This window comes from Mycolicibacterium fluoranthenivorans, from assembly GCF_011758805.1.
Lineage (GTDB): Bacteria > Actinomycetota > Actinomycetes > Mycobacteriales > Mycobacteriaceae > Mycobacterium > Mycobacterium fluoranthenivorans.
Genome location: NZ_JAANOW010000003.1, coordinates 105053 through 122592 on the forward strand (window position 1 = coordinate 105053; position 17540 = coordinate 122592).

At 65.9% G+C, this 17540-nt stretch carries 15 protein-coding genes and 1 pseudogene; 7 read left to right on the forward strand and 9 right to left on the reverse strand.

What is annotated here, in order from left to right:
* The 4 genes and pseudogenes from FHU31_RS23830 to FHU31_RS23845 form a co-directional block, all read right to left on the reverse strand.
* A pseudogene (locus FHU31_RS23830) lies at positions 1-851 on the reverse strand (MlaE family ABC transporter permease).
* Between the two features lie 12 nt (positions 852-863).
* Positions 864-1628 (reverse strand): MlaE family ABC transporter permease, encoded by a 765-nt coding sequence (locus tag FHU31_RS23835; protein ID WP_167163221.1) that lies wholly within the window; start codon positions 1626-1628, stop codon positions 864-866.
* A gap of 275 nt (positions 1629-1903) precedes the next feature.
* On the reverse strand, positions 1904-2842 hold the full coding sequence (locus FHU31_RS23840; protein WP_208411347.1) for a 3-oxoacyl-ACP reductase: 939 nt from the start codon (positions 2840-2842) through the stop codon (positions 1904-1906).
* A 13-nt stretch (positions 2843-2855) separates the two neighbouring features.
* A complete protein-coding gene (locus FHU31_RS23845; protein ID WP_167163223.1) occupies positions 2856-3047 on the reverse strand; it encodes a ferredoxin in 192 nt (63 codons plus the stop codon).
* A gap of 179 nt (positions 3048-3226) precedes the next feature.
* Between FHU31_RS23845 and FHU31_RS23850 the strand changes: the two genes are divergently transcribed.
* From FHU31_RS23850 to FHU31_RS23875, 6 genes are all read left to right on the forward strand, one after another.
* Positions 3227-4408 (forward strand): acyl-CoA dehydrogenase family protein, encoded by a 1182-nt coding sequence (locus tag FHU31_RS23850; protein ID WP_167163225.1) that lies wholly within the window; start codon positions 3227-3229, stop codon positions 4406-4408.
* Between the two features lie 8 nt (positions 4409-4416).
* Positions 4417-5514, forward strand: a complete 1098-nt coding sequence (locus tag FHU31_RS23855) for an acyl-CoA dehydrogenase family protein (RefSeq protein WP_167163226.1) — start codon at positions 4417-4419, stop codon at positions 5512-5514.
* Positions 5515-7026: a long-chain-fatty-acid--CoA ligase FadD17 gene (gene fadD17 / locus FHU31_RS23860; protein WP_167163227.1), complete on the forward strand. Its 1512-nt coding sequence runs from the start codon at positions 5515-5517 to the stop codon at positions 7024-7026. It abuts the gene before it with no gap.
* A 9-nt stretch (positions 7027-7035) separates the two neighbouring features.
* The gene (locus tag FHU31_RS23865) at positions 7036-7842 is read left to right on the forward strand and encodes an SDR family NAD(P)-dependent oxidoreductase (RefSeq protein WP_167163228.1); all 807 of its coding nucleotides are present in this window, start codon (positions 7036-7038) and stop codon (positions 7840-7842) included.
* Positions 7843-8022: 180 nt separating this feature from the next.
* Entirely contained in the window at positions 8023-8748 is a 726-nt protein-coding gene (gene lpqN / locus FHU31_RS23870; protein ID WP_167163229.1) for an envelope biogenesis lipoprotein LpqN, read from the forward strand.
* Between the two features lie 183 nt (positions 8749-8931).
* Positions 8932-10485: a succinic semialdehyde dehydrogenase gene (locus FHU31_RS23875; RefSeq protein WP_167163230.1), complete on the forward strand. Its 1554-nt coding sequence runs from the start codon at positions 8932-8934 to the stop codon at positions 10483-10485.
* A gap of 73 nt (positions 10486-10558) precedes the next feature.
* Here FHU31_RS23875 and FHU31_RS23880 read toward each other — a convergent pair whose 3' ends face one another.
* A complete protein-coding gene (locus tag FHU31_RS23880) occupies positions 10559-11680 on the reverse strand; it encodes an NAD(P)H-dependent flavin oxidoreductase (protein ID WP_167163231.1) in 1122 nt (373 codons plus the stop codon).
* Positions 11677-13335, reverse strand: a complete 1659-nt coding sequence (locus FHU31_RS23885) for a medium/long-chain-fatty-acid--CoA/3-oxocholest-4-en-26-oate--CoA ligase (protein WP_167163232.1) — start codon at positions 13333-13335, stop codon at positions 11677-11679. Before FHU31_RS23885 ends, FHU31_RS23880 begins: the two co-directional genes overlap by 4 nt.
* Positions 13336-13404: 69 nt before the next feature.
* On the opposite strand from FHU31_RS23885, the gene FHU31_RS23890 reads away from it, so the two are divergent.
* Entirely contained in the window at positions 13405-14205 is an 801-nt protein-coding gene (locus FHU31_RS23890) for a crotonase/enoyl-CoA hydratase family protein (protein ID WP_090354341.1), read from the forward strand.
* Here the strand turns inward: FHU31_RS23890 and FHU31_RS23895 are convergent.
* The 3 genes from FHU31_RS23895 to FHU31_RS23905 form a co-directional block, all read right to left on the reverse strand.
* Positions 14192-15538, reverse strand: a complete 1347-nt coding sequence (locus FHU31_RS23895) for an MFS transporter (protein WP_167163233.1) — start codon at positions 15536-15538, stop codon at positions 14192-14194. The genes FHU31_RS23890 and FHU31_RS23895 overlap by 14 nt on opposite strands.
* A gap of 73 nt (positions 15539-15611) precedes the next feature.
* The gene (locus FHU31_RS23900; protein WP_167163234.1) at positions 15612-16820 is read right to left on the reverse strand and encodes a cytochrome P450; all 1209 of its coding nucleotides are present in this window, start codon (positions 16818-16820) and stop codon (positions 15612-15614) included.
* Positions 16817-17533 (reverse strand): acetoacetate decarboxylase family protein, encoded by a 717-nt coding sequence (locus FHU31_RS23905; RefSeq protein ID WP_167163235.1) that lies wholly within the window; start codon positions 17531-17533, stop codon positions 16817-16819. The genes FHU31_RS23900 and FHU31_RS23905 overlap by 4 nt, the downstream gene beginning before the upstream one ends.
* Between the last annotated feature and the right edge of the window lie 7 nt (positions 17534-17540).

Genomic DNA, 17540 nt, shown 5'->3' on the forward strand with positions numbered 1-17540 from the left:
CTACCCGGAGAGGTTGAAGTTGCCGGACGCGCCGTAGACGGCGAGTGAGATGAACAGGGTGATGGTCACGACGACGATCAGCGACGTGCGCACGGCCTGGCCCACCGCGATACCCACACCGACCGGACCACCGGAGGCGTTGTACCCGTAGTACGTGTGCACCAGCATCACGGCGATCGACATGACGATCGCCTGCAGGAAGGACCACAGCAGGTCGGTCGGGATCAGGAACGTGTTGAAGTAGTGGTCGTACAGACCCGCGGACTGACCGTTGATGAACACCGTGGTGAACCGTGCGGCGAAGAACGCGGCGAGCACCGACAGCGAATACAACGGGATAATGGCGATGAGTCCGGCGATCAACCGAGTGGACACCAGATACGAAACGGCATGCACCGCCATGGCTTCCACCGCATCGATCTCCTCGGCGACGCGCATCGCGCCCAACTGCGCGGTGCTGCCGGCGCCGATCGTGGCGGCCAGGACGATACCGGCGATCACCGGCGCCACGATGCGTACATTCAGGAAGGCCGACAGGAAGCCGGTGAGCGCCTCGATACCGATATTGCCCAGCGAGGAGTAACCCTGCACGGCGATGACGCCGCCGGAGGCCAGGGTCAGGAACGCCGCGACGCCGCGACGCCGACGGTGCCGCCGATCATCACCAGAGCGCCTGCGCCCATGGTCATCTCGGCGACCAGTCGGATGGTCTCTTTGCGGTAGCGGGTCAGTGCGTTGGGGATGTAACGCATCGTCTCGCCGTAGAACAACGCCTGCTCGCCGATGTTGTCGACAGTTCTGGGCACGCCGCGGAAGAACCGGCGCACGCGCAAGGTCACGTCATAACTCATCGGTGGGCCGCCTCACCGCTCCAGGACCCGGACGCCCACGGCGGTCAGGATGACATTGATGACAAAGAGGCAGATGAAGGCGTAGACGACCGTCTCGTTGACGGCGATGCCGACACCCTTGGGTCCGCCCTGCACGGTGAGCCCGCGGTAGCAGCCCACCAGACCGGCCATCAGACCGAACAGGACGGCCTTGAACATGGCGAGCACCAACTCACCCAATCCGGTCAGGATCGTCAGTCCGTTGATGAAGGCTCCTGGATTCACGCCCTGCAGGAATACCGAGAAGACGTAGCCACCCGCGAGGCCGATCGCGCAAACCAGACCGTTGAGCAGCAAGGCCACGAAGGTGGAGGCCAGCACCCGCGGGACCACCAGCCGCTGGATCGGATCGATACCGAGCACTCGCATGGCGTCGATCTCTTCACGGATGGTGCGCGCACCGAGATCTGCGCAGATCGCGGTGGCGCCGGCACCGGCGACGACGAGCACCGTCACCACCGGGCCGAGCTGGGTGATGGTGCCGAACGCCGTGCCGGCTCCGGACAGATCGGCCGCGCCGATCTCACGCAACAGGATGTTGAGCGTGAAGGCCACCAGCACGGTGAACGGGATGGATACCAACAACGTCGGGACGAGCGAGACGCGAGCGATCATCCAGGTCTGGTCGAGGAACTCGCGGAACTGAAACGGCCGCTGAAACATCTTGACGAAGGTGTCGATGGTCATCTCGAAGAATCCACCCACGGCCCGCGCCGGAGCCGCAAGCTGTTCGATCAACCTCGGCTCCGTTCTCGGTGGGGGGCGAGAAACACCCGCGTTGGCGAAGAGCCCGAATATAACGGGAATCTGTTCGCTCCGGCGGCCTTTCCACCCCTGGTCTGCACGCTTGGCTTAGTGAGCGGGCTCGTAGTAACTAGAACACGTTCACAGTGTCAAAGAATCGCGATCTTCACCAAAACTTCTTATTTACGCAGTTCAAGGACGGTGTGACCGAGATCATTTTAGAACGTGTTCTAATCCCCACAGGCCCCATGAGTATGGTGTTCTCGAATTCAAGAACCCATTAGTGCAGTTGCCGAGAATCCCGTTTCCGGATCCCTCTCAGCAAAGAAACCACCGAGCGCCGAGCTCAGCGCGGCCGGGTCCCAGGCATCACCGTCGGCCTGGAAGCGCTGCGCGACCGTCGGTGCGGCCACCAACGTGACCGTCGGGCCGTAGACGATGAACAGCTGTCCGTTCACCGCATCGGACGCCGGCGAGGACAGATAGGTCACCAGCGTCACCACGTGCTCGGGCGACAGCGCGTCGACCTGACCGTCGGACAGCTCGGGAGCATCGCCGAACACATCGGCGGTCATCGCCGTCCGGGCCCGCGGCGCGATGGCGTTGGCCCGCACTCCATAGCGACCCAGGCCACGCGCGGCGGTGAGGGTCAGCGCCGTGATGCCGGCCTTGGCGGCCCCGTAGTTGGCCTGTCCCACCGGGCCCGCCAGCCCGGCCTCTGACGAGGTGTTGACGATCCGCCCGTACACCCGGCCGTCCGCCGAGTCCTTGGCCTTGGCCCGCCAGTACGTGGCCGCGTTCCGGGTCAGCAGGAAGTGTCCGCGCAGGTGCACGGCGATCACCGCGTCCCAGTCTTCGTCGGACATGTTGAACAGCATCTTGTCCCGGGTGATACCGGCGTTGTTCACGACGATGCTCAAGCCGCCGAGGCCGTCCGCAGTCGACACCAGTTCGTCGGCGGTGCTGCGGGCACTGATGTCACCGGCAACGGCCACGCCCTTGGCGCCGGCCGCGGCGATCTCGTCGAGCACATCCGATTTGTCCAGCGCGGCGGCGATGTCGTTGACCACGACAGTGGCGCCCGCACGGGCCAGACCCACGGCTTCCGCGCGGCCCAGACCGGCCGCGGCACCGGTCACGACGGCGACCTTTCCGGACAGGTCGAGCGCGGCGGTGTTGTCAGCGGATATCGAAGATGTTTCGGCCAATTTATGAATACCTCTAGTCTTTTCGGATCAGGGCTGCGCGCGGGCACTCGGCGACGGCTTGTTCGGCCAGGTCCTCCTGGTCGGCCGGCACCGGGTCGGCCTTGATCACCGCATAGTCGTCCTCATCCAGATCAAACAGGTCGGGGGCGATACCGACGCAAACCGCGTTGCCTTCACAACGATCGCGGTCGACTTCCACACGCATGACAACCTCCTCGGGCTCTTCATATCCATGCTCGGCTCAACTTCGCCAATGTGCCGGCTAACCATACCGCCCTGGACCTCGAGACTAGAACGTGTTACAACCGGTTGGGAAAAAGGTGCCGTTGAGCACCTTCGATACAACACGGCATGCCAGCGCCGCCCGATAGTGAGGATGTCAAGATGCGGATCGGTTACACCGCCGAGCAGGAGGAGTTGCGCCGCGAACTGCGGTCGTACTTCACCAAACTGATGACACCCGAGCGAGCCGAGGCGCTGGCTGCCAGCGACGGCGAGATGGGCCGCGGCAACGTCTATCGCGAAACCGTGTCCCAGATGGGCAAGGACGGCTGGCTGACGCTGAACTGGCCCAAGGAGTACGGGGGCCAGGCACGGACACCGATGGAGAGCCTCATCTTCAACGACGAGGCCGCCATCGCCAATGTCCCGGTCCCGTTCCTCACCATCAACAGCGTCGCCCCGACGATCATGCACTTCGGTACCGAGGAGCAGAAGAAGTTCTTCCTGCCCAAGATCGCCGCCGGTGATCTGCACTTCTCCATCGGCTACTCCGAGCCGGGCGCGGGCACCGACCTGGCGTCCCTGCGCACCACGGCCGTGCACGACGGCGACGACTACGTCATCAACGGCCAGAAGATGTGGACCAGCCTCATCGCCTACGCCGACTATGTGTGGCTGGCCGTGCGCACCAACCCCGAGGCGAAGAAGCACCGCGGGATCTCGATGCTGATCGTCCCCACCACCGCCGAGGGCTTCTCCTGGACACCGGTACACACGATGTCCGGTGTCGACACCAGCGCCACCTACTACCAGGACGTCCGCGTTCCCAAGACGGCGCTCGTCGGCGAGGAGAACGCCGGCTGGAAGCTCGTCACCAACCAGCTCAACCACGAACGCGTCGCCCTGGTATCGGCGCAGCCGATCTTTGTGGCGCTCAACGGCGTTCGCGAGTGGGCGCAGAACACCAAAGATGTGCACGGCAAGCGGCTGATCGACTCGGAGTGGGTGCAGCTGAACCTGGCCCGCGTGCACGCCAAGGCCGAGGTGCTCAAGCTGATCAACTGGGAGCTCGCTTCCGCCGATGATGTCGCCCCCTCCCCCGCCGACGCCTCGGCGGCCAAGGTGTACGGCACCGAGCTGGCCACCGAAGCCTACCGGCTGCTCATGGAGGTGCTCGGCACCTCGGCGACGCTGCGGACCGGATCATCGGGGGCGCTACTGCGCGGGCGGGTGGAGCGGCTGCACCGCTCCTGCCTCATCCTGACCTTCGGCGGTGGCACCAACGAGATCCAGCGCGACATCATCGGCATGGTCGCACTCGGCCTCCCACGAGTGAATCGATAAGGAAGAACATGGATTTCACACCTACTGAGGCGTCACTCGACCTGGGTGGCCTGGTCCGCACCATCACCGAATCGGTGTGCACGCCCGAACACCAGCGAGTCCTCGACGGACTCGACCAGCGGTTCGACCGCGACCTGTGGGCCAAGCTGATCGACGCCGACATCCTCTCCACCGCTGCGCCGGAGTCGGTGGGCGGCGGCGGATTCGGTGTGCTGGAACAGACCGCCGTGCTGACCGCGCTCGGCCGCCAACTGGCAGCGGTGCCCTATCTGGAATCCTCGGTGCTCGCCGGGGGTGCGTTGGCCAGATTCGGGTCCGAGACGCTGCAACAGGATTGGTCGGTACCCGCCATCAACGGCGCCAAGATCGTCACCGTCGCCCTCGACGGTGAGATGGGGCAGGGCCCGGTGCAGGCCACCTCTGACGGACCCGGATTCCGGCTGACCGGAACGCGCACCCAGGTGAGCTACGGCCCGGTGGCCGACGCCTTTCTGGTGCCCGCTGAAACGCCTTCCGGGGTAGGGGTCTTCCTGATCACCGCCACCGATCCCGGCGTCACGGTGAGCACATTGGACACCACCGGTCACGGCGCCGTGGGCCATCTGGAACTCGACGGCACGGGTGTGGATGTCTCCCGTGTCATCGGCGGCCGAGAGGTCCTCGACTGGCTGACCGTGCACACTGCGCTGGGCCGCGCCGCGTTCCAGCTCGGGGTGCTGGAGCGCGCACTGGAGCTCACCGCCGTCTATGCGCGCGAACGTGAGCAGTTCGACCGGCCGATCGGCAGCTTCCAGGCCGTGTCCGCGCGGTTGGCCGACGGCTACATCGACGTCAAGGCGCTGCGGTCCACGCTGACCCAGGCCGCGTGGCGGCTCTCCGAGGACCTCCCCGCAGATATCGACGTGGCCAGCGCCGCCTTCTGGGCCGCCGACGCGGGACACCGGGTCGCACACACCACGGTGCACGTGCACGGTGGTGTCGGCATCGACATGGATCACCCGATCCACCGCTACTTCCTGGCCGCCAAGCAGACCGAGTTCGCGCTCGGCGGCGCGACCGGGCAGCTGCTGCGGATCGGCCGCGAACTCGCCGACACCCCGGTCTAGATGGCCGACACCGTTGGCGCCTTATTGGCGCCATTGGTCGGAGTCACCGACCGCGGCGTGCACTACGGCGACGAGTTCACCAGCTGGCGGGACCACATCAGCGCCGGGGCTGCGCTGGCGGCCGCGTTGCGGGCCCGACTGGACCCGGACCGGCCGCCGCATATCGGTGTGCTGCTGGGCAATACGCCGTTCTTCTCCAGTGTGCTGGTGGCGGCGGCGCTGTCCGGGCTGGTGCCGGTCGGGCTCAACCCGACCCGGCGCGGGGCGGCACTGGCCGGCGACATCGCCCGCGCGGACTGTCAGCTGGTGCTCGCCGACTCGGGCGCCGAGGTGCCGGACGGGGTCGAGTTCATCGACGTCGAATCCGCGCAGTGGGCCGCCGAACTCGCCGGCCACGCCGGCGCCGCGGTGACCTTCGCCGAGCTGTCCCCGGACGACCTGTTCATGCTGATCTTCACCTCGGGGACCAGCGGTGACCCCAAGGCCGTTCGAGTCACCCAGGACAAGGTGGCTTTCCCCGGAAGGATGCTGGCACAGCGGTTCGGGCTGGGACCCGCCGACACGTGCTACCTGTCCATGCCGTTGTTCCATTCCAACGCGATCATGGCCGGCTGGTCGGTCGCCGTGGCGGCGGGGGCTTCGATCGCGTTGCGGCGCAAGTTCTCCGCCTCTCAGTTCCTCCCTGATGTCCGTCGGTACGGCGCCACCTACGCCAACTACGTCGGCAAGCCCCTGTCCTATATCCTCACCACCCCACCGCAGCCTGACGATGCCGACAATCCGCTGAAGTTCCTGTACGGCAATGAGGGTGCGCCGCGGGATCTGGTGCGCTTCGCCGATCGGTTCGGCGTGCGGGTGGTCGACGGATTCGGCTCCACCGAAGGCGGTGTGGCGATCGCGCGCACCCCGGAGACCCCCGACGGATCCCTGGGCCCGCTCACCGATGAGGTGGCCATCGTCGACGTGGAAACCGGGCAACCCTGCTCGCCCGGAGTGGTCGGGGAAATCGTGAATCCGACTGGTGCCGGTTGGTTTCGCGGCTACTACAACTCACCCGAGGCCCAGGCCGAACGGATGGCGGGCGGGGTCTACCACTCCGGGGACCTCGCCTACCGGGACGAGGCGAACTTCGTGTACTTCGCGGGGCGCCTGGGCGATTGGATGCGAGTGGACGGTGAGAACCTGGGCACCGCGCCGATCGAACAGATCCTGCTGCGCCACCCCGATATCGCCGAGGCGGCCGTCTATCCGATCCCCGACCCCACGGTGGGCGACCAGGTGATGGCCGCGGTGGTGCCGGTCCCCGGCGCTGCGTTCGATGTCGAAGGGTTCGCGACGTTCCTGGCCGAACAACCCGATCTCGGCCCCAAACAATGGCCGTCTTTCGTCAGGGTCAGCACCGCGCTGCCGCGTACCGAGACGTTCAAGGTGCTCAAGCGCGAACTCTCGGCCGAGGCCACCGACTGCGCCGATCCGGTGCACACCGTCGAACGGCCGGCGCTGCGCGGCTAGGGTGCAGCCATGGCCATCGACCCGTCCACCGTGTCGCTGCACGATCGGGTCGCAGTGGTCACCGGCGCCGGTGAGGGCATCGGCCGCGGCATCGCGGCGGGACTGAGCGCCTTCGGCGCCAAGGTGGCGATCTGGGAACGCAACCCGCAGACGTGCGCGGACACCGCTGCCGATATCGGGGCGCTGGGTCTGGTCGTCGACGTGCGGGACAGCGATGCCGTCGACGCGGCGTTGCGCCGCACGATCGATGAACTCGGCCCCGTCCGAATCCTGGTGAACAACGCAGGGGGTACCTTCCCGTCGCCGCTGCTGGAGACCTCCGAGAACGGCTGGGACGCGCTGTACCGGGCCAATTTGCGCCATGTGTTGTTGTGCACGCAACGCGTCGCCCGGGCGATGGCTGCCGCAGGCCAAGGCGGCAGCATCATCACCATCACCTCCATCGAGGGGGTGCGCGCAGCTCCGGGCTACGCCGCGTACGCCGCGGCGAAGGCAGGGGTCATCAAGTACACCCAGACCGCGGCACTGGAATTGGCCGAACACGGGATACGGATCAATGCCCTGGCCCCTGATTTCACCATGACCGAAGGATTGGCCAGAATGGCTTCGCCGGAACGCCTGGAAAATGCCGAACGGATGGTCCCTTTGGGGCGCCCCGGCAGTGTCGACGAAATGGCTGGAGCCGCGGTATTTCTGGCGTCTGAACTGTCGAGCTACGTGACGGGGCAGACCATTCATGTCGACGGCGGCACCCACGCCGCCGGTGGCTGGTATCGGCACCCTGAAACCGGTTCGTACACGCTGGGTCCGGGCTGACTGCGGGCAATGATCGTATGAGGATTTGCTGGCCGCGGGAGGACTTTCTCCACCTCGAATTCGAGTAGTTCTACTCAGCACGGCGAACTCCGCGCTGAGCTACGCTTCCGATCGGAAATGCATGGCGGCGACCTTTGCCGTAATTGCACCGGAAGACTTCGACCTCCGAGGAGTTATGTCATGAGAGCATCTGCGCTCACCGGTTTGGCGGCCGCGGCCACCGCCCTGGCCGTGGTCCTTTCCGGCTGCGGCTCCGACACCAAGACCGCCACGAGCAGTAGCGAGAAGACCACCGCGTCGTCGTCGGAGAAGACGTCGACCAGTAAGTCCGAGACCCCGACCAAGAAGCCGAAGGTGGCGCCGCGCGACGAGGACGCGACCGGGCCGAACGAGACCATCGCCGGCTATATCAAGGCGAACAACATCCAGGAGACCCCCGTGCACCGGGGCGATCCCGGCTCGCCGACCATCGACCTGCCGCTGCCCGAAGGTTGGAAATCCGCCGGCACCGACACCCCGGACTGGGCCTACGGAGCGATCGTCTACACCGGCCCCGAGGCGGCCGAGTACACCCCGAGCGTCGTCGCGATCGTGTCGAAGCTGACGGGCAACGTCGATCCCCAGAAGATCCTCGATCTGGCTCCGGGCGAACTGCAGAACCTCGCCGGTTACGAGCCACTCAACGAGGGCGCGGCCAGCACCCTCGGCGAATACCCTGCCTTCCAGCTGGGCGGCACCTGGGTCCAGGACGGCCAGAAGAAGATCGTCGCGCAGAAGACGGTCGTCATCCCCGGCAGCGACGGCCTCTATGTGCTGCAGCTCAATGCCGACGGTCTGGAGGACCAGGTGGACATCGTGGGCGCGGCGACCGACGCCATCGACTCGGGAACCACCATCACGCCCTGACCTGAACGACGAGAACGCCTCCACGGGTACGCCCGTGGAGGCGTTGTCATGTTCATCGCCGCAGGTCAGAATGCCCCGCGGCGGCATCGTGAACAAATCGGACGGGCACCCTGGTCGATACCGCAGGTACCGGGTAGGTTTGCCCTAGCCGTTCAGTTACTCACCAGTAAGGGAGAGTCGACCATGCCCGCTCCATCCGCCGCGGACTTCGCTCGTCTGCGCACGCTGGTCGCCATCGACGATGTTGACGCGCGCCCGTCCAAGCCGATCGACGAGGTGTTCACCGGCAGGGAACTCACCACCATCCCGGTCGGCAATGCCGACGACGTCGCCGCCGCGTTCGTCAAAGCCCGTGCCGCGCAGGCCAAATGGGCCCAGCGCCCGGTTGCTGAGCGGTCCGCGGTCATCGAACGGTTCCGCGACCTGGTGATCGCCAACCGCGATTTCCTGATGGATGTCGCGCAGGCCGAAACCGGAAAGGCCCGCTCGGCCGCTCAGGAAGAGATCGTCGACATGATCCTCAACGCGCGTTACTACGCGCGGGAGGCGGTCAAGCTGCTGGGCACCAAGCGGGTGCAGGGCCTGTTGCCCGGCCTCGTCAAAACTGTGGTCAACCACCACCCCAAGGGCGTCATCGGCGTCATCTCGCCGTGGAACTACCCGATGGCACTGTCCATCTCCGACTCGATCCCCGCGTTGCTGGCGGGCAACGCCGTGGTGGTCAAACCCGACAGCCAGACTCCCTACTGCACGCTGGCCAACGCCGAACTGCTGTACCAGGCCGGGCTACCGCGCGACCTGTTCGCCGTGGTGCCCGGGCCCGGGTCGGTGGTCGGCACCGCGATCGTGGCCCACTGCGACTACCTGATGTTCACCGGTTCCACCTCCACCGGCCGGACGCTGGCCGAACAGTGTGGCAGCCGGCTCATCGGCTTCTCCGCCGAGCTCGGCGGCAAGAACCCGATGATCGTGACCAAGGGCGCCAACCTCGACGTCGCCGCCAAGGCCGCCACCCGGGCGTGTTTCTCCAACGCCGGGCAGCTGTGCATCTCGATCGAACGGATCTATGTCGAACGATCCGTCGCCGACGAGTTCGCCGCCAAGTTCGCCAAGCAGGTCAAGGCGATGAAGCTCTCCACCGCCTACGATTTCAGCGCAGATATGGGCAGCCTGATCTCGGAGGACCAGATCAAGACGGTGTCCGGACACGTCGATGACGCGTTGGCCAAGGGCGCCAAGGTGATCGCCGGTGGCAACGCCCGCCCCGACATCGGCCCGCTGTTCTTCGAGCCGACCGTGCTCACCGATGTCAACGACGAGATGGAGTGCGGCCGCAACGAGACCTTCGGGCCCTTGGTGTCCATCTACCCCGTCGACTCGGTCGATGAGGCGATCGCCAAGGCCAACGACACCGAATACGGGCTGAATGCCAGTGTGTGGGCGGGCAGCAAGGCCGAGGGTGAGGCGATCGCGGCCCGGCTGCAGGCCGGCACCGTGAACGTCGACGAGGGCTATGCCCTGGCCTTCGGCAGCACCGCTGCGCCGATGGGCGGGATGAAGGCCTCCGGGGTGGGGCGCAGGCACGGCGCCGACGGCATTCTCAAATACACCGAGTCCCAAACGGTGTCCACCGCCCGGGTGATCAATCTCGATCCGCCGCTGGGCATTCCGTCGACGTGGTGGCAGAGGGCACTCACCCCGATGATCCAGGCGGTGCAGAAGCTGCCCGGCCGGTGACCCCTTCCGCGCCCAAACGCACGTTTGGGCGCGGAAGTGCGGGTAGATCAGGCCATTGCGTCGATCTCGGCGGTCAGGACCCTGCGATATCGTCGAGTCGCTTCGTGGCCTGCTCGAATCCCGCCACCAACTCGGCGATGATGTCGGCGACGGGGCGGATCTCGTTCATCCGGCCCACGATCTGACCCACCGGCATGGACACCGTGTCCGGATTGTCCGACTCGTTCATCCGCTGGTGTGCCTCGCTGACCAGGATGTTCTGCAGCGGCATCGGCAGCGGCTCCGGAGCGTCCGGCGCATCCCAGGCATCGGTCCACTTGGTCTTCAGCAACCGGGCCGGCTTGCCCGTGTAGATCTTGCGGCGCACCGTGTCAGCGGTGGTCGCGCGCAGCAGCGCGTCCTGGATGGTCGATGTGCCGCCGGGCAACCGGTGACCCAAGTCGTATTCGGCCGCAGTCAGGAAGGCCGAGCCCATCCACACGCCCTGGGCGCCGAGCGCCAGCGCGGCCGCCACCTGGCGGCCGGTGCCGATACCGCCGGCGGCCAGGACCGGCGCCTTGCCGTCGAGTGCGTCCACGATTTCCGGCCAGAGCACGACCGAACCGATCTCACCGGTATGCCCGCCGGCCTCGTGCCCCTGCGCGACGACGATGTCGACACCGTTCTCGACATGACGCAACGCGTGCTTGGCGCTGCCGGCCAGTGCGGCCACCGGCACGCCGGCCGCGTGCGCCTGCTCGATGACGTCGACGGGTGGCGAGCCCAGCGCATTGGCGATCAGCTTGATCGGATGCTTGAGCGCCACGTCGACATGGCTACGCGCCACCGAATGCAGCCAGCCCAGCACACCCTCGTTCTTCTCCTCGTCCTCGGGCAGCGGCGGAACACCCAGATCGGCAAGGGTTTTCGCGACGAAGTCGCGGTGGCTCTGCGGGATCAGCTTGTTGATGTCGACGGCAGTGCCCTCGGTGGGGATCTTGGCCGGCATCACGATGTCCACGCCGTACGGCTTGCCATCGGTATTGGCGTCCATCCACTGCAGGACTTCTTCGAGATCGTCGGCGTCGTTGAACCGCACGCAGCCCAGCACGCCCAGGCCGCCGGCCTTGCTGACCGCCGCGGCCACCTTCTCCGACGGGGTGAATACGAAGATCGGGTATTCGATCCCGAACTTGTCGCAGAGTTCGGTTCTCATTTCGCTCCTACGTGTTTGGCGTGCACCTCGTCGGCCGGGCGCTCTTCGGTCGTGTCCTTGGCCCACCGGTAGTCGGGCTTACCCGCCGGGGACCGCTTCACCTCGTCGACCAGCCAAAGACTGCGCGGCACTTTGTATCCCGCGATCTCACTGCGGACGAACTCATCCAGCGAGGCCAGCGTCGGCCGGGTCCCCTCGCGCGGCTGCACCACGGCCGCCACGTGATTGCCGAAGCGCTCGTCGGGCACCCCGACCACCAGCGCGTCGAACACATCCGGATGACCCTTGAGCGCGGCCTCCACCTCTTCGGGGTAGATCTTCTCGCCACCACTGTTGATCGACACCGAGCCGCGACCCAGCATGGTCACGCTGCCGTCGGCCTCGACGGTGGCGTAGTCACCCGGGATCGCGTACCGCACACCGTTGATGGTCCGGAACGTCTCGGCGGTCTTCTTCTCGTCCTTGAAGTAGCCGACCGGGATGTGACCGCGCTTGGCGAGGATGCCGCGCACCCCGGATCCGGGGACCACCGGGTTGCCGTCCTCGTCGAGCACCGCGGTGTTCTTGTCGATGGTGACCCGCGGTCCACCGGTGTGAGACTGTCCCTTGGCCACCACGCTGGTGCCGCCGAAGCCGGTCTCCGAAGAGCCGATCGAGTCGGTGATGACGCGGTTGGGCAGCAGCTCCAGGAACTTCTCCTTGAGGCTGGTGGAGAACAGGGCCGCGGTGCTGGCCAACAGGAACAGACTCGACAGGTCGAATTCGTTGCCTTTCTCCTGGTGCGCCAGCAGCGAATCCAGCAGCGGCCGCGCCATCGCGTCACCGGTGAAGAACAGCAGGTTCACCTTGTGCTCGTGGATGGCGCGCCACACCTCGTCGGCGTCGAACTCCGGCACCAGCAGTACGGTGCCGCCGGAGAACAGCGCCATCCAGGTGGCGGACTGGGTGGCGCCGTGGATCATCGGCGGAATCGGGTAACGCACCATGGGACCGCTGGTGGCGGCCTGCTTGGACAGGTCGTATTCGTCGGCCAGGGGCTCACCGGTGGCGAAGTCGGTGCCGCCCAGCAGCACTCGGTAGATGTCCTCGTGGCGCCACATCACGCCCTTGGGGAAGCCGGTGGTGCCGCCGGTGTAGAGCAGGTAGATGTCGTCCGCGCTGCGCGGTCCGAAGTCGCGCTCCGGGGAGTGCTCGGCGATGGCGGAGTAGAACTCGACACCGCCATATCTGAGGAAGTCCTCAGCTGGACCTTCTGTGCCATCTTCCACGACGAGCACGGTCTTGATGTTCGGTGTCTCCGGGAGCACGTTGGCGACCCGGTCGGCGTAGCGCCGCTCGTGTACCAGCGCGACCATGTCGGAGTTGTCGAACAGATACTTCAGCTCACCCTCGACATAGCGGAAGTTCACGTTCACCAGGATCGCGCCGGCCTTGACGATGCCGAGCATCGCGATGACGATCTCGATGCGATTGCGGCAGTACAGGCCGACCTTGTCGTCCTTCTGGATGCCCTGCGACTGGAGGTAGTGGGCGAAGCGGTTCGCCTTCTCCTCCAGCTGGGCGTAGGTGAGTTGATCGTCCGCACTGATGAGGGCGACACGGTCCGGCACAGCGTCGATGGCGTGCTCGGCAAGATCGGCGATATTCAGGGCCACGGAACCTAAACTAGAACGTGTTACATTTCGTGACAAGTCTGGGGTTGTCGAGCAGAGAGGCTGGGACGGGTGACGGAGAGCGAAAAGGGGCCTGACGCCCTCATTGAGCAGCGCGGACACACCTTGATCGTGACGCTCAACCGCCCGGAGGCGCGCAATGCACTTTCTGGCGAGATGCTCTCGATCATGGTCGAGGCGTGGGACCGCGTCGACAGCGATCCGGAGATCCGCACGTGCATCCTGACCGGTGCGGGCGGTTACTTCTGCGCGGGTATGGACCTCAAAGGCGCCACCAAGAAGCCGCCGGGTGACTCGTTCAAGGACGGCAGCTACGACCCCTCGCGTATCGACGGTCTGCTCAAGGGCCGCCGGCTCACCAAGCCGCTGATCGCCGCCGTCGAAGGACCAGCCATCGCGGGCGGCACCGAGATTCTGCAGGGCACCGATATCCGCGTCGCCGGCGAGAGCGCCAAGTTCGGGATCTCGGAGGCCAAGTGGAGCCTCTACCCGATGGGCGGTTCGGCGGTGCGCCTGGTACGCCAGATCCCGTACACCATCGCGTGCGACATGCTGTTGACCGGACGGCACATCACCGCCCAACAGGCGCTGGACTACGGACTGATCGGTTACGTGGTGCCCGACGGCACCGCACTCGACAAGGCCCTGGAGATCGCCGAGGTGATCAACAACAACGGGCCGCTGGCCGTGCAGGCCATCCTCAAGACGATCCGCGACACCGAGGGCATGCACGAACTGGATGCCTTCAAACCCGATACCGCCAACGGCATCCCGGTGTTCCTGTCCGAGGACGCCAAGGAAGGTCCGCTGGCGTTCAAGGAGAAGCGGGCACCTCAGTTCAAGATGCGCTGACCCGGTCCGCGGTTGCCGGCAGGAACGCGTCCCCCTGCTCCCGGTCGAGGTAGGTGGTGGCCTTGTTCTTGAGGAAGAACAGGTACACCGTCAGCGACAACGCGATGCAGACCGTGACGTAGCCGATGAACAGGGGAACCTGGTCGCGGGCCTTGAGCGCCTGATAGATCAGCGGCGCGGTGCCGCCGAAAGCCGAATTCGCCAGTGCATATCCGACTCCCACGCCGAGTGCCCGCACGTGGGCGGGGAACAGTTCGGATTTCACCAGGGCGTTGATCGACGTGTAGCCGGTGAGGATCACGTAGCCGACGGCGACCAGCAGAAACGACAGCAGCGGTGAATGCGTCTGCGGCAGATAGGTGTACAGCACGTAGGTGTACACGACCCCGCCGAAGCCGAAGAACAGCAGCAGCGGCTTGCGTCCCACCCTGTCGCTGATGATGCCGCCGACCGGCTGCAGCAGCATCAGGAAGATCAGACCGATCAGGTTGATCCAGGTGGCCGTCATCGCCTCGTTCTTGTAGGTGGCCTTGACGATGGCCGGAGCATTCACGCTGTAGGCGTAGAACGCCACGGTGCCGCCGAGGGTGATCAGGAAGCACAGCAGCAGCGGCCGCCAGTAGCGCGTGAGCAGTACCCGGATGGACCCCGCACCCGTGTCCTTGCCCTCCCTGATCGCCGCCAGTTGCTCGGCGGACAGGGATTCATCCATGGTGCGCCGCAGCCAGAACACCACGATCGCGGCCGCACCGCCGACGGCGAACCCGATGCGCCAACCGAATTCGTGCACCTGCTCGGTGCTCAACGTGGTCAGGATGATCAGCAGGGTGAACTGGGCGAGCACATGACCGCCCACCAGCGTGACGTACTGGAAGGACGAGAAGAAGCCGCGCCGCTCCCGCGTCGCGGCCTCCGACATGTAGGTCGCCGAGGTGCCGTACTCGCCACCGGTGGCGAAACCCTGTACCAGCCGGCACAGGATCAGCACGATGGGAGCGGCGACACCGATGGTCTCCCGGCCGGGCACCACCGCGATCACCAGTGAGCACAGGGCCATCAGCGAGACGCTGATGGTCAGCGCGGCGCGCCGGCCCCGCCGGTCGGCGAACCTGCCGAAGAACCACGAGCCCAGCGGCCTGGTCAGGAATGTGACCGCGAAGATCGCGTAGACGTAGATCGTCGAATTCTGGTCTGCCGGATCGAAGAACTGCTTCTCGAAGTACGTCGCGAAGACGGTGTAGACGTAGACGTCGTACCACTCGACCAGGTTTCCCGACGATCCCCTGATGGTGTTCCAGACGGCGCGGCGGGTGTCCGCCCTCGATGTGGTCATACCCCATCTTCAGCGGTCGCACGTGCCCGCAGTGCCGGCTCTGCCGGATTTGCCGCCGAGTTCTTTCCGGTATCTAGTCCAGAATCCGCGGGGTCGGGGTGAACACCACCGGCATGGCCTCGGGGCCGCTGACGAAGTTGGCCGGCCGCAGCGGAACCTCGGCGCCGTCGGCCAGCCGCAGATCCGGTAGCCGGCGCAGCACCCGCTGGGTCATCAGTTTGAGCTCCAGACGGGCCAGCTGATTGCCCAGGCAGAAGTGGCTGCCGAAGCCGAAGGCCAGGTGGCTGTTCGGGTTTCGGTCGATGTGGAACTCGTGCGCGTTCTCGAACGCCGATTCGTCGAAGTTGGCGGACTCGAACATGAGCATGATCTTCTCGCCGGCTTTGAGCTCGGTGCCGTGGAACGCGGTGTCCGCTGTGACCGTGCGGCACATGTTCTTCACCGGCGAGGTCCAGCGCAGCATCTCCTCGATGGCGCCGGGGAGCAACGACTCATCGGCGACCAGTGCCTCCCACTGGTCCCGGTGCCGCAGCAGTTGCTCGGTACCGCCGGACAGGGTGTGCCGGGTGGTCTCGTCACCTCCGATGAGGATCAGCAGCGTCTCGAAGACGATCTCGTCGTCGCTCATCCGCTGCCCCTCCACCTCGGAGTGCACCAGCACGGAGAACAGATCCTCGGTCGGATCGGCGCGCCGCTTGGCGATGACGTCCATGGTGAACGCCGTGTATGCGGCGAAGGTCTCCATCAACTTCTGGACGGCCGATTCGTCGACATGCGAAGACAACCCGCACACCAGGTCATCGGACCACTGCAGCAACATCTCGCGTTCGGTCGGCAGCACGCCGAGCATGTCCCCGATGACCGCCATCGGCAGCGGAGCCGCGATCTCGCGGACGAAGTCGGCCGCACCGCGCTCGCACACACCGTCGATCAGGGTGTCGCACAGCCGCTCGATGGCCGGCAATTTGTCCATCACCCGTTTGCGGGTGAAGCCGGCGTTGACGAGCTTGCGCCGCACCAGATGCGCCGGATCGTCCATATCGATCATGTACGGCATACCCGGCTGGTCGGGCCGGATGCCGCCGGCGCTGGAGAACAGTTCCGGGTTGCGTTCGGCGTCGAGCACCGCCTGATAGCTGGCGGCGGCGGCCAGCCCGTTGCGATCCCGGAACACCGGTTGGTGGGCCCGCATCCAGCGGTAGGCCTCGCGTGCCGCGGGTCCGTCGGCGTAGAAGCGGCCGTCGGCCAGGTCCACATCGGGTTTGGCGACGACGGTCGTCATGCGATCTCCTTGGCGTCACCGAAGGTCATGTCCACGTTCCGCACGGATCCCGAGAACATCGCCCCTTTGGGGAAGCCGAGTTCGGCGAGTTCCCGAGCGTAGGGATGGTCACCGAGACGCACCCGCGCCCCGCCCGGCCGGTAGCGCACACCCGTCATCCGCATCTCGCCGGAGGTCTCGCGGGTGACGCCGTCCAGATGCGAGTACGTGGGGTGGACCTGGGTGCGCGAGGTGAACATCGCGGGCACGGGCAGTCCCGGGCTGAAATCCATGCCGACGGCATGGGTGCCGTCGATGCTGACGTCGAAGGAGAACGACCTCCCGTCGACAATGTTGAAGTCCGCCATCACCTTCGGGTAACCCCAGATGGTCCGGCCGGCCTCCAGCGTGAAGGCCTGATCGACGGGCAGGTGGTGAATAAACGCCCCGGCCGACCGCAACGCCTTCCACCCCGAGGCCTGCTGCCCCGGCGGATTGACCATCACGTTGGTGCCGTACTCGTGGTACTGGCCCAGGTCGGTGTCGAGGTAGTGCATCAGCATCAGCACGACGACGGCCTTGCCGGGCCGGTGGCGGCAGACCTGCAGGCCGCTGTAGTCGATCATCCGCTGGGCGGCATCGGCATTCACCGAGAACATGGCCATGTGCTGCTGCGCGGTGCGTACCCGCACCGGCATCGTCAGGACGGTGCCGGCGATGGTGTGTTGCGTCACACGCCAA

Bases quoted from the DNA above. Each gene is read 5' to 3' on its own strand.
- FHU31_RS23865 (WP_167163228.1), top strand. From the start codon at position 7,036: ATGGCCATCGACCCGTCCACCGTGTCGCTGCACGATCGGGTCGCAGTG.
- FHU31_RS23845 (WP_167163223.1), bottom strand. From the start codon at position 3,047: ATGCGTGTGGAAGTCGACCGCGATCGTTGTGAAGGCAACGCGGTTTGC.
- FHU31_RS23855 (WP_167163226.1), top strand. From the start codon at position 4,417: ATGGATTTCACACCTACTGAGGCGTCACTCGACCTGGGTGGCCTGGTC.
- FHU31_RS23875 (WP_167163230.1), top strand. From the start codon at position 8,932: ATGCCCGCTCCATCCGCCGCGGACTTCGCTCGTCTGCGCACGCTGGTC.
- lpqN (WP_167163229.1), top strand. From the start codon at position 8,023: ATGAGAGCATCTGCGCTCACCGGTTTGGCGGCCGCGGCCACCGCCCTG.
- FHU31_RS23850 (WP_167163225.1), top strand. From the start codon at position 3,227: ATGCGGATCGGTTACACCGCCGAGCAGGAGGAGTTGCGCCGCGAACTG.
- FHU31_RS23880 (WP_167163231.1), bottom strand. From the start codon at position 11,680: ATGAGAACCGAACTCTGCGACAAGTTCGGGATCGAATACCCGATCTTC.
- fadD17 (WP_167163227.1), top strand. From the start codon at position 5,515: ATGGCCGACACCGTTGGCGCCTTATTGGCGCCATTGGTCGGAGTCACC.
- FHU31_RS23900 (WP_167163234.1), bottom strand. From the start codon at position 16,820: ATGACGACCGTCGTCGCCAAACCCGATGTGGACCTGGCCGACGGCCGC.
- FHU31_RS23895 (WP_167163233.1), bottom strand. From the start codon at position 15,538: ATGACCACATCGAGGGCGGACACCCGCCGCGCCGTCTGGAACACCATC.